A 14,688-nucleotide genomic window follows, 5' to 3' on the forward strand; every position below is an offset into this window, starting at 1 on the left:
ACTCCAGGCCAGCCCTCTCCCCGCCGCGCCGCAGGCGCGGCCATTCGACAAGGCAGGATGTCTCCCATGGGGTGGACATTTCGGGGGATCGGGCTGGCCTTGCTGGTCGCGGTTCTGTGGGTGGTTCCGGCGCACGCCGACGACGACGAGCTGTTCGAGTTCACCGACCCCCGGATCACCGAGTCGAGCGGGCTGGCCGTCTCGCCCACGCATCCCGGGATCGTCTACACCCACAACGACAGCGACGCCGGGGCCGTCTTCTACGCCGTCGACTCCGCGACGGGGCGGACCAAGGCGGCGTACACGGTCGCGAACGCCGAGGCCCGCGACTGGGAGGGCATGGCGGCCTACCGCGACCGGTCGGGGCGCGGGGTGCTGTTCTTCGGCGACATCGGCGACAATCTCGACGGGGCGTGGCCCGACATCTCCGTCTACAAGGTGACAGAGCCGGCCCGGCTGCGCGGCGGCACCGTCTCGGCGGTGAGATACCGGTTCCGGTACGCCGACCAGGCGCGGAACGCCGAAGGTCTCATGGTCGACCCCCGGACAGGGCGGCTCTACGTGGTGACCAAGGAGTTCGACGGGCTCATCTACGCCGCGCCCAAGCAGTTGCGAACCGACCAGGTGAACGTGCTGAAGCGGGTGGGGTCGGCCCCGACCATGGCGACCGACGCGGCCTTCGCGCCGGACGGGTCGAGTTTCGTGATCCGGACCTACTTCTCGGCGACCCTCTACCGGAAGATCGACGACGAGATCTCGGGGGTGGCGATGCCCATGCTGCGGCAGGCGGAGTCGATCACCTACTCGGCCGACGGGAAGTCGCTGCTGACGGGGTCGGAGGGCGGGCGCAGCCCGGTCGTGCGGGTTCCCCTGCCGGAGAGCGCCGTCCCGAGCCCCTCGCCCACCCCCGAGGCCCCCAAGCCGAGCCCCTCGACGCAGCCGGTGGCCGTCGAGTCGCAGGGGGCGGACACGGGGCTCATGATCGCGTTGTGGCTCGGCGTGGCGGTCGGGGCGGTCGGGATCATCGTCGGCATCGCGCGCTGGGCCGGGCGGTAGTCATCTCGCGGTGATCTGAGCGCTTTTGTCATCCACATACCGGGATACTCATCGCGAATTGAGTAGGTGCTCCATAGCGCCGACATGCGGTCAAGCGAGATCGTTCCCGTATGCACTCCGCCGGCTCTCCTGCCTGCCCCGACTGCGGTGCCCCAATCGACGGGTCACCTCGCCGCTGCCCGGCCTGCGAGCTTCCGCTCCACGGCCCGATCGCGGCCGAGTTGTGGCAGCTCGACCTCGCTCTGAACGATCTACGGGGGCGCGAGGCCCGGCTGCTCGGCAGGAGGGCGGAGCTGCTCACCGCGCTCCGCGCCGCCGGAGAGCACCAGCCCACCGGCGCCTGGGCCGGGGGAGCCCAGGCGCCGACGAGCGGCCCGGCGCAAGCCGAAGAAGACCGGCCGGCGGGCGCGCAGGGGCGCGCCGATCAGCACGGGATGCCGCTGGGGCGGCCGGTGGGTGCGCAGGGGCAGCCCGGTTTCCATGGAGACGTCGCGCCCCAGCGGGAGATGTCGCCCTCCGCCGTCCGGAATCTGCTGCTCGGGCTCGGCGGGCTGCTGCTCGTCGTGGCGGCGTTCGTGTTCACGATCGTGAGCTGGGGGTCCGTCGGGATCGGGGGGCGTGCCGCCATTCTGGCCGGGTTCACCGCGTTGACCTTCGCGGCGCCGTTCCTGCTGGTCAGGCGCAATCTCAAGGCGACCGCCGAGACGGTCGCGATCCTCGGGCTGGCGCTGTTCCTGCTCGACGGCTACGCCGCCTACCAGGTCTGGTTCGAGCCGAGGGTCGACTCGCTGCCGTACACGGCGGTGCTGATCGCGCTCGCCGCGGGGGTGTTCGCCCTCTACGGCGGCTACGCCAGGTTGTCGCTTCCGGTCCCGATCGCCATCGGGCTCGCCCAGTTCCCGCTGATCGTCTTCATCGCCGACGAGACCGTCGCGCACGCCGCTGCGGCGCTGATCCTCACCGCCGCGTTCGACGTCGCCGTCTGGACCTGGGCCCGCCGCAAGGTCGCCCTGGTCGGGCTGATCGCCACTTGGGCGATCGGCGTCTACATCGCGCTCTTCCAGTCGATGGCCTACCTCGACGACCTGGCCAAGGCGGTCGCCTACGCCGTCATCCTGGCCGTGGCCGCCGCCGAGGCGGGGTTCATGGCCCGCAGGGCGAAGAAGTTCCCGCTGGTCCCGATCGTCGGGGGCGTCGTCGCGGGGGTGTTCGCGGTGCGGGCGCCGGTCGCGGTGGTCGTGCCGTTCGCGTGGGTCGTCCTGGTCGCGCCGGTGGCGGCGGGGGTGTTCGCGCTGGTGCTGCGGGGGCGGGCCAGGACCACCGCGCTGGTCGTGGGGGCGGTGACGTCGATCGGCGTGCTGGCGCCGGTGCTGATCGTGCTGCGCGGGCCGCTCGACTGGGGGCACGGCGTCTGGTCGGCGAGCTGGGGCGCGGGGGCGGGCGACTACCTCAGCCGGTCGCCGTGGGTGCCGGGGGTGCCCGATCTGCTGCTGCTCGTGCTGATCGCCGCCGCGCTGGCGCTGACGGTGAAGCAGAAGGTCGTCGCGGTGCTGGTGGGGGCGCTGGCGGTGGCGTTCGTGCCGCCGGTGTTCGACCTGCCCTACCCGGTCATGATCGTGGTGCTGCTGGCGCTGACCGCCGGGATCGCGGCCGTGCCGCAGCCCGCGTTCGCCCGGCTCGCCCTCGGCGTCAGCGTGGTCGCCGTGGTGTGGGGGCTGGTCAGTGAGACGGCGACGCTCGTCGTACTGGCCGCGTCGGCTCTGATCGCGGCGGGGGTCGCGTACCGGACAGAGAAGTCGCGGACCTGGGCGGCCAACGTCGGGGTGGTCTACGCCGGCGGGTTCGCGGTGGCGGCCTGGCTCGCGGCCGACCTTCAGCCTCGGTTCCTCACGTTCGTGCTGCTCGCGGTGGCCGCCGCCGCGGCGCCCTGGCGGCGGACCGAGATCGGGGCCGGGGTGCTCGGGGTGGCGGGGCTGGCGGTCGTACACGACCTGAGGATGTTCAGTCTCGCGGCCGCCGCCGCCGGGGTGATCGCGGCGGGGGTGGCGCTGCGGAAGGAGCGTGGGAAGGTCGGGTACCTGGCCACCGCGCTGCTGCTGACGGCCTCGTGGGCGCGGCTCTACGCCGAGGACGTCACGCTCGTCGAGGCCTACACGGCGCCGTTCTCGGCCGTGTTGCTGGTGTTCGGGTGGTGGAAGGCGCGGACCGGGTCGTCGTGGCGGGCCTACGGCGCGGGGCTGACGTTCACGCTGCTGCCGAGCCTGTTCGTGCTCTACGACCAGCCCGAAGGGTGGGCCAGGCCGCTGGCGCTCGGGATCGCGGCGCTGGGCGTGCTGGTCGTCGGGGCGCTGCGGCGGCTGCAGGCGCCCGCCGTGCTCGGCGGGTTCACGCTCGCGGCGGTGACCGTGCACGAGATCGCGCCCTGGGTGGCCGACCTGGTGCTCCTGGTTCCCCGGTGGGTGCCGATGGCCGTGGGCGGGCTGCTGTTGCTGCTGGTCGGGGCGACGTACGAGAGCCGGATCCGCGACGTCAAGCGGGTCGGCGCGGCGATCCGGGGTCTGCGGTGAAGCCTGCCGTCAGCGTCTCCCTTCTACGAACTCTTCTCCCCGGAGCGCTCGTTCGACCAGGGCGATCGACTCGGCCAGGGCCACGAGCCGGGGACCCTCGCGGCGGTAGACCTCCAGGACCGCCTCGACCACGTGGGGCGGCAGGTGCTCCTTCAGGTCGACGGCGGCGTCGCGGTAGCCCGCCCGCGCGCCCTCGACCTGGGCGCGCACGGTGTGGCCGGCCATGCGGGCCAGCGCGAGCGGATGCCGGCGCAGCACCCCGTAGGCGCGGTAGTCGGGCGGCACCGCGTCGAGCAGCCAGTTGACGGCCGACGTCTGCCAGTCGGGGCTGCCCGGTGGGCGTACTTCGGGTGGCCATCCCGGTGGAACGTACACGTGTTCGATATTATCGAAGGCATGAAGATCGGGGTGGTCGGAGCCGGCATCCTCGGGCTCGCCGTGGCGCGCGAGCTGACCTCCCGGGGCGCCGAGGTGACGGTGCTCGAGAAGGAAGACCGCGTCGCCGCCCACCAGACAGGGCACAACAGCGGGGTCGTCCACGCCGGGATCTACTACCGGCCCGGGTCGCTGAAGGCGCGGCTGTGCCGCGAAGGGGTCGCGCTGCTGCGCGAATACTGCCAGGAGCACGGGCTGCCCTACGACGAGGCGGGCAAGCTCGTGATCGCCTCGACGAGGGCCGAGCGGGCGGGGCTGCGGGAGATCGCGGACCGGGCGCGAGCGAACGGCGTACCGGACGTCTCCGAACTCGACGCCCTCGGGCTGCGCGAGATCGAGCCCCATGCGGTCGGCGTCGGCGCCGTGCATTCCCCCCATACCGCCGTCGCGGACTTTCCCGCCGTCGCCCGGCATCTCGCCGCATCCTTGGATGTACGGCTCTCGCACCCCGTGCCGGCCATCCACGAGTCGGCCACGGGCGTGGCGGCGGGCGGCCTGCGCTTCGACCGCCTGGTGGTCTGCGCCGGCCTGGGCACCGACGCCCTGGCGGGCCGGGGAGAGGTGCGCATCGTGCCGTTCCGCGGCGAATACTTCCGCCTGACGGGCACGGCGAAAAGCCTGGTCAGAGGCCTGATCTATCCCGTGCCCGACCCGCGCTACCCCTTCCTCGGCGTCCACCTGACGAAGCGGGTCGACGGCGAGGTGCTGGTCGGCCCCAACGCGATCATGGCCCTGGCGCTCGAAGGCTACTCGTGGCGCGACGTGCGGTTCGGCGAGCTGGCCCGGGTCCTGGCCTGGCCGGGCACCCGCAAGATGGCCCGCCGCCACTGGGTGACCGGCCTGCGCGAGCTCAACGGCTCGCTGCGGCCGTCGGCGTTCCTCAAGGCGGCCCGCCGCTACGTGCCCGCGCTCGCCGAGGGTGACCTGGTCAGGGCGGGCAGCGGGGTGCGGGCCCAGGCCGTCGGGCGCGACGGCGCGCTGGTCGACGACTTCGCCATCGACCGCCACGGGCGGGTCCTGATCGTGCGCAACGCGCCCTCTCCGGCGGCGACGTCGAGCTTCGCGATCGGCCGGCATGTGGCTGATTTGACGGCAACCTTAAGCGATTCTTCATAAAGTGCTCAGGTACGCCCCCCATCGTCCGAGAAGATGCTCATGGTGACTCCCGAAGCCCGACTGCTGATCGTCGAAGACGAGCCGAACATCCTCGAACTGCTGGCCGCGAGCCTGCGGTACGCCGGCTTCGAGGTCAGCACCGCCTCCAGCGGCACCGAGGGAGTCGCCGCGGCCACCCGTCACCGGCCCGACCTGATCGTGCTCGACGTGATGCTGCCCGACATGGACGGCTTCGACGTCGTCCGCAGGCTGCGTGGCGGCGGCACCTTCACGCCCGTGGTCTTCCTGACCGCCCGCGACGCCACCGAAGACAAGATCCGGGGCCTGACGCTGGGCGGCGACGACTACGTCACCAAGCCGTTCTCGCTCGAAGAGGTCATCGCCCGCATCCGGGCCGTGCTGCGCCGCACCGCGGGCGACCCGACCGCCCCGCCGCCCCGGCTGACCTTCGCCGACATCGAACTCGACGAGGAGTCCCACGAGGTCTGGCGGTCGGGCAACCCGGTGCCGCTGTCGCCGACCGAGTTCAAGCTGCTGCGCTACTTCATGGCCAACGCCGGGCGGGTGCTGTCGAAGGCGCAGATCCTCGACCACGTGTGGGACTACGACTTCCGGGGCGACGCCGGGATCGTGGAGTCCTACGTGTCGGTGCTCCGGCGGAAGATCGACAGCCGGTCGGCGCCGAGACTCATCCACACCCTGCGCGGTGTGGGCTACGTGATGCGAACCTCGGCCTGATGACATGAGCCGGGTGTCGCTGCGTACGAAACTGATCGCGGCGATGCTCGCCCTCGTCGCCTGGACCCTGCTGGTGATCGGCGCGGCCAGCGTGTCCCTCCTGCGCAGCTACCTGATCGACCGCGTCGACGAACAGGTGGCCAAGCTCAGCGTCCAGACGCTGGCCCGGCTCGCGCACAGCGGCGACCTGACCTACTCGATGCAGCGGCTGCCGCCCGAGGGCCTGGTGCAGGTCGTCGAGGCCGACGGCACGATCGGCCCGTCGGCGGCCGGCGAATCGGTGATCGGCGGCCCGAGCCCGGCCGACCTGCCGCCGCCGGGCGAGATCGCGACGCGGTCGTCCGACGGCGTGTCGTGGCGGGTCAAGACCGTGCCGCTGGCGAGCGGCCGCACCCTGGTGACGGCCATCGGGCTCGGCGGCGTCACCCAGATCACCAGCCGCCTGGGCCTGATCGTCATCCTCGGCGGGGCGGTGGTGCTCGCGCTGGCGGGCGTGCTGGGGATCGTGCTGGTCCGGCGCAGCCTGCGTCCGCTGGCCGAGATCGAGCGGACGGCCGGATCGATCGCCGCCGGGAACATGAGCAGCCGCATCCCCGACCGCGACCCGCGCACCGAGGTCGGCCGCCTGGCCCATTCGCTGAACGGGATGCTCGCCCAGATCGAGAAGGCCTTCGACGACCGCTCCCGATCGGAGGCGGCGGCCCGGGAGTCGGAGGAGCGCATGCGCCGCTTCGTCGCCGACGCCTCCCACGAGCTCCGCACCCCGCTGACCTCCATCCGCGGGTACGCCGAATTCCACCGCCAGGCCCCGCAGACCGACGTGACGCGGCTGATGCGCCGCATCGAGAGCGAGGCCGAACGCATGAGCCTCCTCGTCGAAGACCTGCTGCTGCTGGCCCGCCTCGACCAGCAGCGTCCCCTCCAGTCGAAGCCGGTCGACCTGCTGGCCATCGCGGGCGACGCCGTCCAGGACGCGCGGATCCTGTCTCCCGGCCGGTCGATCTCCCTGGCGGTCGAGGGGACGACGGCGCCGATCGTGTCGGGCGACGAGGTGCGGTTACGGCAGGTCGTGGGCAACCTGATGTCCAACGCCCTGGCCCACACGCCCGACGGGGTGCCGGTGATGGTCACCGTCGGCGCGGGCGGGACCGAGGCGTTCGTCGAGGTCGCCGACAAGGGGCCCGGGATGACCGCCGACGAGGCGGCGCGGGTCTTCGAACGCTTCTACCGCGCCGACCCGGCCCGCACCCACGACGAGTCGTCGGGCGCCGGGCTGGGGCTGTCGATCGTGTCGTCCCTGGTCAAGGCCCATGGGGGGACGGTGACGGTGGAGACGTCGCCGGGAGCCGGGGCGGCGTTCCGCGTGGTGTTACGCCTGGAACCGGAGCCCGACTAGAGGCCGGGGAAGGTGCTGTCGGGGAACTCGCCGTTGAGGGCGGACGCGCCCGGGAGCTCCACCTTCTCGCCTTCGGTCAGGCCGCCGGTGATCTCCACCGTGGTGTCGCTGCGGACGCCCGTCGTGACCTTGCGCTTCGCGCCGTCGGCCAGGATGACCGTGTCGTTCTGGACGGCCCGAGCGGGGACGTAGACCGCGTCCGGGGATGCGCCGGTGACGACCTGGACGGTGGCCGTCTGGCCCAGGAGGAGGCCTGGCGGTTGGTCGTCGAAGGAGATGGTGACGCCGTAGCGGACCAGGCGGTCGGTCGTGGTGGACATGGGGTCGATGTGGGAGACCTCGCCCTCGTAGGCGCCGGCGGGGTTGCCGAGGGTGATGACGGCCTGCTGGCCGGTCTTGAGCGTGCCGATGTCCGACTGGGTGAACAGGGCCTTGACCTGGAGGTCGTTCAGGTCGCCCAGGCTGACGAAGGCCCCTTGGGTGTAGGGGTCGCCCGCGACGCCGTTGACCTGGAGGACCGTACCGGCCGAGGGGGCCTTGATGACGACGCCCTTCAGGGCGTCTTTCGCGGCGTTCAGGTCGTTCTTGGCCCTGGTGACGGCGGCCTCCGCCTCGGCCTCGGTCATCTGAGGGCCGCCGCCCCCCTGCTGCTGCGGGATCCGGCCGCCGCCGCCTTGGGGGCGCTGCTGTTGCTGCTGCCGGTCCTGGTCACAGGCCTGGCCCTGAGGTTGTTGTGGTGGGGCGGTGCTCGGGGTGGGGGTCGGGGATGGCGAGGGAGACGGCTCACTCGTGGGGTCGAGGTGGACTTCCGGCTCCCCTTGTCGCCACGGCTTGCCCGACGGTGACGGAGTGGTGATCTTGGTGAACGACACCGCTGCGGCTCGCACGCCCTTGAAAGGCGAGGGAGACGGCGACGGGGTGCTCGGCTTCCCCGACGGCTGCGTGGTCGGCTGGTCTCCCGTGGGTGGGCAGCTCGCCTGGGGGCCGCCCTGGGGCTGCCGGGTGGGGGCGGCGTATGAGCCGCCCGTCGCGCCCGAGCCTTCGACCGTGTCGAGTCGGTCCTCGGCCGCGGCCAAGGACGCCTTGGCGGCGTCGTAGTTCTCGCGGGCGATCGTGTCGTCGACGCGGGCCAGCAGGTCGCCCTTGCGGACCTTGTCGCCGATCTTGACGTACACCTTCTCGATCGTTCCCGCCGTCGAGAAGGCCAGGTCGTGGATGCCGTCGTCGACGGTGTTCCCGGCGGCGGAGGCGACCGAGGTCACGTCGCCGCGCCGGGCGGCGACGAGTTCCACGTCAGGGAGGGCCGGCGGGTCATCCCTGAGCAGGATCGCGCCGGTGGTCACCAAGGCGACGGCGGCCAGGGCCAGGCCGCCGGCGCGTAGCCGGGTACGAGTCATGGCTCGTCATCCTGGTGACCGCGCGTCATGTTCCGCTGAGCCGAAACTGCGAGTTACCTGTGGACCCTTGACAGGAAACGTTCAGGACCGGCGGAGGGCGCTCCAAACCTGGACCGGCAGTGTCCATCCCTGTGAAGTTGTCGACGAAGCGCAGAGCGCTGATCCTGAACGCCTCCCTGGGGGTGCTGCTGCTCGGCGGGGCCGGGGCGGCGTGGGCGTCCCTCGGGGGCGGGGGCGAGCCGGCGGAGTCGGGGAACGTGCTGACCACCAGGGTCACCCGAGGGACCGTCGAGTCGGCCGTGACCGCGTCGGGGGCGGTGGAGAGCGCCCGCGCCCGCTCGCTGAATTTCGCGACCCAGGGCACCGTCGAGTCGATCTCCGTCGAACCCGGCGAGAAGGTGAAGAAGGGCCAGGTGCTGGCCCGGCTCGACGACGAGAGCGCCCGCGAAGGGGTGGACGCCGCCAAGGCGAGCCTCGACGCCGCCGAGGACGGCGACACCGAAAGCGCCTCGGGCTACTCCCAGTACGTGTCCGCGAAGAACGCCTACCAGGCCGCCAAGCGGACCCTCGCCGGCACCGTCATCAAGGCCCCGTTCACCGGGACCGTCACGGCGGTCGGCGGCACGGTCGGCGGGCCCTCGCAGGTCCAGGAGGGCGGCTTCGTCGACGTCGTCGACCCCGGCCGGCTCCAGATCGTCGGGAACTTCACCGAGTCCGACGTGACCAGGCTGAAGGTCGGCCAGCAGGCCCAGATCACCTTCGACGCCATCCCGGGCGTGACCGCCACGGGCGAGGTCGCGCTCATCGGGGCACAGCCGCAGACGGAGGACAACGTGGTCTCCTACGCGGCCACGATCACGCTGACCGACATCCCCGGCCAGGTCAGGCTGGGGCAGACGGCCTCGGTGAGCGTGGTGGTCGACCGGGCCGACGACGTGCTCACCGTGCCCTCGGCGGTGATCACCACGGCCGGCGGGCGCAGCACGGTGACCGTGCTGGAGAACGGCACGCAGACCGTCAAGGTCGTCGAGACCGGGGTGAAGGGGACCACGGGCACCGAGATCGTCTCGGGTCTCCAGGAGGGTGACCAGGTGGTGCGGCCGGTCGTCACCCCGACCGGCCAACCCCGAGGCCTCTTCGGCGGCGGTGGCGGGTTCGGTGGGCGGCGATGAGTCTGGTGCTGGACGTACGGGACGCCACGAAGGTCTACGGCGCGGGCGAGACGGCAGTGCACGCCCTGCGCGGGGTCTCGCTCCAGGTCGAGCCCGGCGACTACGTGGCGATCATGGGGGCCTCCGGCTCCGGCAAGTCGACCCTGATGAACATCATCGGCTGCCTCGACGTCCCGAGCGCAGGGGAGTTCCACCTCGACGGGGTGGACGTCGGCGCGCTCGACGACCGGCGGCAGGCGGTGGTCCGCAACCGCAAGATCGGGTTCGTCTTCCAGTCGTTCAACCTGATCCCGCGCATGTCCGCGGTCATGAACGTCGAACTGCCGCTCGCCTACGGCGGGGTCAGACCGGCCGAGCGGCGTCGCCGGGCGCTGGCCGCGCTCGACCTGGTGGGCCTGGCCGACCGGGTGAACCACCAGCCGAACGAGCTGAGCGGCGGCCAGCAGCAGCGGGTCGCCATCGCCCGCGCGCTGGTCAACTCGCCCACCCTGCTGCTGGCCGACGAGCCGACCGGCGCGCTCGACAGCACCTCCACCCTCGACGTGCTGGGCATCTTCGACCGGCTGTCGGCGGCGGGCCGCACGATCGTCGTCATCACCCACGAGGCCGACGTCGCCGAGCACGCCAAGCGGGTGGTCCGGCTGCGGGACGGGCGGATCATCGAGGACACCCGGCTCGCTCCCGTGGACGGCCTGCCGCCGCGGCTCAAGGAGGTGACCGCGTGAACGCCGTCGAGATCGTCCGGTTCGCCGTCCGGGGGCTGGCGGCCAACAAGATGCGCTCCGCGCTCACCACGCTCGGCATCCTGATCGGGGTCGCGGCGGTGATCCTGCTGGTCGCGGTCGGCGAGGGCTCCTCGCAGTCGATCCAGCGCAACATCCAGCAGCTCGGCGCCAACACGCTCACCGTGAGCTCGTCGACCGGCGGCGGTGGTGGTGGCGGCGGGGGCTTCCGGATGGCTCAGCCTCAGGAGGACACCGGGCCGCGCACCCAGGCCAAACCGCTGACCGTGGACGACGCCAGGGCGCTCGCCGACAAAGCGGCCGCGCCCCATGTGGCCTCGGTGTCGCCGGTCGTCTCGGCCAACTCGCAGGCGGCGTCGTACGAAGGGGCCTCCCACTCCATTCAGCAGGTGGTCGGCACCTACCCGAGCTACTTCGAGGCCTCCAACAAGCCCGTCGCCAAGGGCGCCTACTTCTTCAACGACGACGTGCTGGCCGCCCGCAAGGTCATCGTCATCGGGCAGACCGTGGCCGAGAACCTGTTCGGCGCGCTCGACCCGGTCGGGAAGCAGATCACCGTCACCGGGGTGCCGTTCACCGTCGTCGGGGTGCTGAAGGAGGCCGGGTCGACCGGCGGGTTCCAGGACGCCGACGACCTCGCCATCGCGCCGCTGCCCTCGGTGCAGCAGAGCCTCACCGGGTTCGGGCCGCTCAACCAGATCCTCGTCAAGGCCGGATCGGCCGACGACGTGGCCGCCGCCCAGGCCGAGATCACCTCGGTGCTCGACCAGCGGCACGGCGTCGGCGGGACGGTCGCGGCCGACTACCAGATCCTCAACCAGGCCACCCTCCAGGAGACCGTCAGCGCCGCGACCTCGACGTTCACGGTCCTGCTGGCGGCCGTCGCGGCGATCAGCCTGCTGGTCGGCGGCATCGGTATCACCAACATCATGCTGGTCACGGTCACCGAACGGACCCGCGAGATCGGCATCCGCAAGGCCATCGGCGCCCCGCGCGGCGCGATCCTCGGCCAGTTCCTCGTCGAGGCGACCCTGCTGAGCCTCATCGGCGGCCTGCTCGGGGTCGCGATCGCGGTGGCGGGCGCGCAGTTCACCATCGCCGGCATCACGCCCGTCGTGGTGCCGAGCTCGGTCGTGCTGGCGCTCGGGGTCTCGGTCGCCATCGGGCTGTTCTTCGGCAGCTATCCCGCCAACCGCGCCGCCAAGCTGCGGCCGATCGAAGCCCTGCGCTTCGAGTAGCTTCGAGTTAAGGAGTCACGGTGCCCAGGCGCATGTCCGCCGACGAGCTGCTCGAGACCTCGCCGTTCCGCGGCGAGCTCACCGAGGAGCTGACCGCCCGCCCGAAGCGGGCGAAACTCCCCAGACTGACCCTGTTCCTGGCCGCAGGGGTGGTGCTCGTGGCCGGGATCCTGGTCGGGATCCAGGCCCAGAAGACCTTCGGCGCCCCCGACGACCGGGCGGCCGTGATCGGCCAGCTCATGGCCGGTCGCGCCGGCCAGAACGGTGGCCAGATGGGTGGCCAGCCGAACCGGCAGGGAACGGTCGGTACGGTCAAACTGGTCGACGGCGCCAAGGTCTACGTCGAGGGCGCCGACGGCACCACCACGGTCGTCACCACCGGTGCCGACACCGAAGTGCGAATTTCCAAAGAGGGCAAGCTGTCGGACCTCAAGCCGGGCGCGTCGGTCGTCGTCCAGGGCGAGAGGGACGCCGACGGGAACGTCGCGGCCACCAGCGTGACCGAAGGCGGTGGCGTGCCGAGAATGCGAGCGAACCAATGAGTGAGGCCAGGCTCCTGATCGTCGACGACGAACCGAACATCAGGGAGCTGCTGTCGACCAGCCTCCGCTACGCCGGATTCGAGGTGATCACGGCGTCCGACGGCAGGGAGGCGGTCGAGGCCGCCGAACGCTTCAGACCCGACCTGATGATCCTCGACGTCATGCTCCCCGACATCGACGGCATCGCCGTCGCCACCCGCCTCCGCGCAGCCGGACGGCGGGTTCCGGTCGTCTTCCTGACCGCCCGCCAGTCACACGACGACAAGCTCGCGGGCCTGGCCCTCGGCGACGACTACGTCACCAAGCCCTTCTCCCTCGACGAGGTGCTGGCCCGCATCCGGGCCGTGCTGCGTCGCGCCGGGGCCGCCGACCCCGCGCCCGTGCGGCTGCGGGTGGCCGACCTGGAGATGGACGAGGACGCCCACCAGGTCTGGCGGTCGGGCCGCCAGGTGCGGCTGTCGCCGACGGAGTTCAAGCTGCTCCACTACTTCATGGTCAACCAGGGCCGGGTGCTGTCGAAGGCGCAGATCCTCGACCACGTCTGGCGCTACGACTTCGGCGGCGACCGGAACGTGGTGGAGTCGTACGTGTCGTACCTGCGGAAGAAGATCGACACCCGGGATCCCAAACTGATCCACACCCTGCGGGGCGTCGGCTACGTGCTGCGGGCGCCCCGCCGATGAGGCGGGTGCCGCTCTGGGCGCGGCTGGTGGCCGGGACGCTCGTCCTGGTCACCCTGGCGATCACGCTCACCGGCGTGTTCGCGGTCAGGCTGCTGCGCGGTTACCTGGTCGGCCGCATCGACCAGCAACTGACCGCCGCCGGTGCGCCGCTGCGCGAGCTGAACCTGAAGCCGCTGCTGCAACTGCCCAAGTCCCGGCCACAGCGGCTGCCCGGCCTGTTCCACGTTCTCATCCTCGACGCCGACGGCAAGGTGGCCGACCAGATCGCCACGTCGACCGCGGCGGAGGAGCCCGCGCTGACCGGCCTGAACCACGCGAAGGTCGCGGCGCTCGCCGGGCACCCCTTCACCGTCGAATCGGCCGACGGGACGGGCCCCGCGTGGCGGGCCGTGGCCGTGCCCACTCCCGACGGGCGCAGCCGCGTGGTCGCGGTCAGCATGGGCGACATCGAGCACACGGTCGCCCGGCTCACCGTCATCGTGGCCGGGGCCGGCGCGGGCGTGCTGGTAGCGCTCGGCCTCGCCTGCTATTGGCTGGTACGCCGCAGCCTGCGTCCCCTCGGAGAGATCGAGCACACCGCCGCCGCCATCGCCGGGGGAGACCTGTCGCAGCGGGTGCCCGAACAGCCCCGCAGCACCGAGATGGGCCGGCTCGGCGGCGCGATCAACGGCATGCTGCACCAGATCGAGCTGGCCTTCCGCCACCGGGAGCAGTCGGAGACGGCCGCGCGCAGGTCGGCCGCCGAGGCGCGCGGCTCCGAGGAGAGGATGCGCCGCTTCGTCGCCGACGCCTCCCACGAGCTGCGCACCCCGCTGACCTCCATCAGGGGCTTCGCCGAGCTCTACCGCCAGGAGGCCGACCCCGACACCGAGAAGCTGATGGCCCGCATCGAGGGCGAGGCCTCCCGCATGGGCGTCCTGGTCGACGACCTGCTCCTGCTCGCCCGCCTCGACCAGCAGCGCCCCCTCGAACGCGAACCGGTCGATGTGCTCAGCCTGGCGGCCGGGGAAGTCCTCGACGCCCGCCTCCTGGCTCCGGAGCGCGAGATCGATCTGGTACGACTCGACGGCTCCGACGACCCCCTGACGATCGTCGGCGACGAGGCCCGGCTCCGGCAGGTCCTCGGCAACCTCGTCGGCAACGTGCTCAAGCACACCCCGGAGGGGACGGGCTTCACCGTGGCGGTCGGCTCGGAAGGGACGGGCGTCGTGATCGAGGTCGCCGACGAGGGCCCGGGGCTGCGCTACCCCGAGCGCGTCTTCGAGCGCTTCTACCGCGACGACCCGTCCCGGAGCCGGGGGGCGAGGAAGGGCGGCGCGGGGCTGGGCCTGTCGATCGCGGCGGCCCTGGTCGAGGCGCATGGGGGGAGGATCTGCGCGGCCAACGGGAAGAAGGGCGCGGTCTTCCGCGTGGAACTACCGAAGAACCACGGAGGCGACCCGCCCGCCAGGCTTCACTAGATCCGCGCGCCAGGTTTTCTCTAGATCCGCGCGCCCAGCTTTTGAGATCGGCCCGCTCGGCTGCTTCAAGATCCGCGCGCCCAGCTTTTCTGAGATCCGCCCGCCCGGCTGCTGCAAGATCCGCTCGCCAGATCACTCAAAGATC

13 protein-coding genes are annotated in these 14,688 nt (G+C 71.8%); 11 read left to right on the forward strand and 2 right to left on the reverse strand.

Features of this window, described 5'->3' with window-relative positions:
• The first annotated feature begins 66 nt into the window (after positions 1-66).
• Both FDA94_RS27045 and FDA94_RS27050 read left to right on the forward strand, forming a co-directional pair.
• Entirely contained in the window at positions 67-1,056 is a 990-nt protein-coding gene (locus FDA94_RS27045) for a hypothetical protein (protein WP_137249891.1), read from the forward strand.
• Positions 1,057-1,166: 110 nt separating this feature from the next.
• Positions 1,167-3,623, forward strand: coding sequence for an SCO7613 C-terminal domain-containing membrane protein (locus FDA94_RS27050; RefSeq protein WP_137249892.1), 2,457 nt, complete (start codon positions 1,167-1,169; stop codon positions 3,621-3,623).
• A 9-nt stretch (positions 3,624-3,632) separates the two neighbouring features.
• Here the strand turns inward: FDA94_RS27050 and FDA94_RS27055 are convergent, their stop codons facing one another.
• Positions 3,633-3,998, reverse strand: coding sequence for a hypothetical protein (locus FDA94_RS27055; protein WP_083976857.1), 366 nt, complete (start codon positions 3,996-3,998; stop codon positions 3,633-3,635).
• Between the two features lie 21 nt (positions 3,999-4,019).
• On the opposite strand from FDA94_RS27055, the gene lhgO reads away from it, so the two are divergent.
• The 3 genes from lhgO to FDA94_RS27070 are packed head-to-tail and all read left to right on the forward strand — an operon-like array spanning position 4,020 to position 7,308.
• A complete protein-coding gene (gene lhgO / locus FDA94_RS27060) occupies positions 4,020-5,174 on the forward strand; it encodes an L-2-hydroxyglutarate oxidase (RefSeq protein ID WP_137249893.1) in 1,155 nt (384 codons plus the stop codon).
• A gap of 33 nt (positions 5,175-5,207) precedes the next feature.
• Positions 5,208-5,912: a response regulator transcription factor gene (locus FDA94_RS27065; RefSeq protein ID WP_030452139.1), complete on the forward strand. Its 705-nt coding sequence runs from the start codon at positions 5,208-5,210 to the stop codon at positions 5,910-5,912.
• A 4-nt stretch (positions 5,913-5,916) separates the two neighbouring features.
• The gene (locus FDA94_RS27070; protein WP_137249894.1) at positions 5,917-7,308 is read left to right on the forward strand and encodes a sensor histidine kinase; all 1,392 of its coding nucleotides are present in this window, start codon (positions 5,917-5,919) and stop codon (positions 7,306-7,308) included.
• Here the strand turns inward: FDA94_RS27070 and FDA94_RS27075 are convergent.
• Positions 7,305-8,705: an HlyD family efflux transporter periplasmic adaptor subunit gene (locus FDA94_RS27075; protein WP_137249895.1), complete on the reverse strand. Its 1,401-nt coding sequence runs from the start codon at positions 8,703-8,705 to the stop codon at positions 7,305-7,307. The genes FDA94_RS27070 and FDA94_RS27075 overlap by 4 nt on opposite strands.
• A 131-nt stretch (positions 8,706-8,836) precedes the next feature.
• Between FDA94_RS27075 and FDA94_RS27080 the strand changes: the two genes are divergently transcribed.
• Genes FDA94_RS27080 through FDA94_RS27105 form a run of 6 tightly spaced genes read left to right on the forward strand, consistent with a single transcriptional unit; the run spans position 8,837 to position 14,543 of the window.
• The gene (locus FDA94_RS27080) at positions 8,837-9,877 is read left to right on the forward strand and encodes an efflux RND transporter periplasmic adaptor subunit (RefSeq protein ID WP_137249896.1); all 1,041 of its coding nucleotides are present in this window, start codon (positions 8,837-8,839) and stop codon (positions 9,875-9,877) included.
• A complete protein-coding gene (locus FDA94_RS27085; RefSeq protein ID WP_137249897.1) occupies positions 9,874-10,602 on the forward strand; it encodes an ABC transporter ATP-binding protein in 729 nt (242 codons plus the stop codon). The genes FDA94_RS27080 and FDA94_RS27085 overlap by 4 nt, the downstream gene beginning before the upstream one ends.
• Positions 10,599-11,858, forward strand: a complete 1,260-nt coding sequence (locus tag FDA94_RS27090; protein WP_137249898.1) for an ABC transporter permease — start codon at positions 10,599-10,601, stop codon at positions 11,856-11,858. The genes FDA94_RS27085 and FDA94_RS27090 overlap by 4 nt, the downstream gene beginning before the upstream one ends.
• A 20-nt stretch (positions 11,859-11,878) precedes the next feature.
• Positions 11,879-12,400 carry a hypothetical protein gene (locus tag FDA94_RS27095; RefSeq protein WP_137249899.1) on the forward strand — a complete coding sequence of 174 codons (522 nt, stop codon included), beginning with the start codon at positions 11,879-11,881 and terminating at the stop codon, positions 12,398-12,400.
• Positions 12,397-13,083, forward strand: a complete 687-nt coding sequence (locus FDA94_RS27100; RefSeq protein ID WP_137249900.1) for a response regulator transcription factor — start codon at positions 12,397-12,399, stop codon at positions 13,081-13,083. Before FDA94_RS27095 ends, FDA94_RS27100 begins: the two co-directional genes overlap by 4 nt.
• Entirely contained in the window at positions 13,080-14,543 is a 1,464-nt protein-coding gene (locus tag FDA94_RS27105) for a sensor histidine kinase (RefSeq protein ID WP_137249901.1), read from the forward strand. Before FDA94_RS27100 ends, FDA94_RS27105 begins: the two co-directional genes overlap by 4 nt.
• Positions 14,544-14,688: the final 145 nt, after the last annotated feature.

The sequence above is a fragment of the Herbidospora galbida genome (assembly GCF_005233835.1).
In the GTDB taxonomy this organism is placed as follows: Bacteria; Actinomycetota; Actinomycetes; order Streptosporangiales; family Streptosporangiaceae; genus Herbidospora; species Herbidospora galbida.

Coding starts and splice junctions, on each gene's coding strand:
- FDA94_RS27045 (WP_137249891.1), top strand. CDS start 67: ATGGGGTGGACATTTCGGGGGATCGGGCTGGCCTTGCTGGTCGCGGTT.
- FDA94_RS27070 (WP_137249894.1), top strand. CDS start 5,917: ATGAGCCGGGTGTCGCTGCGTACGAAACTGATCGCGGCGATGCTCGCC.
- FDA94_RS27075 (WP_137249895.1), bottom strand. CDS start 8,705: ATGACTCGTACCCGGCTACGCGCCGGCGGCCTGGCCCTGGCCGCCGTC.
- FDA94_RS27105 (WP_137249901.1), top strand. CDS start 13,080: ATGAGGCGGGTGCCGCTCTGGGCGCGGCTGGTGGCCGGGACGCTCGTC.
- FDA94_RS27085 (WP_137249897.1), top strand. CDS start 9,874: ATGAGTCTGGTGCTGGACGTACGGGACGCCACGAAGGTCTACGGCGCG.
- FDA94_RS27100 (WP_137249900.1), top strand. CDS start 12,397: ATGAGTGAGGCCAGGCTCCTGATCGTCGACGACGAACCGAACATCAGG.
- FDA94_RS27050 (WP_137249892.1), top strand. CDS start 1,167: ATGCACTCCGCCGGCTCTCCTGCCTGCCCCGACTGCGGTGCCCCAATC.
- lhgO (WP_137249893.1), top strand. CDS start 4,020: ATGAAGATCGGGGTGGTCGGAGCCGGCATCCTCGGGCTCGCCGTGGCG.
- FDA94_RS27065 (WP_030452139.1), top strand. CDS start 5,208: ATGCTCATGGTGACTCCCGAAGCCCGACTGCTGATCGTCGAAGACGAG.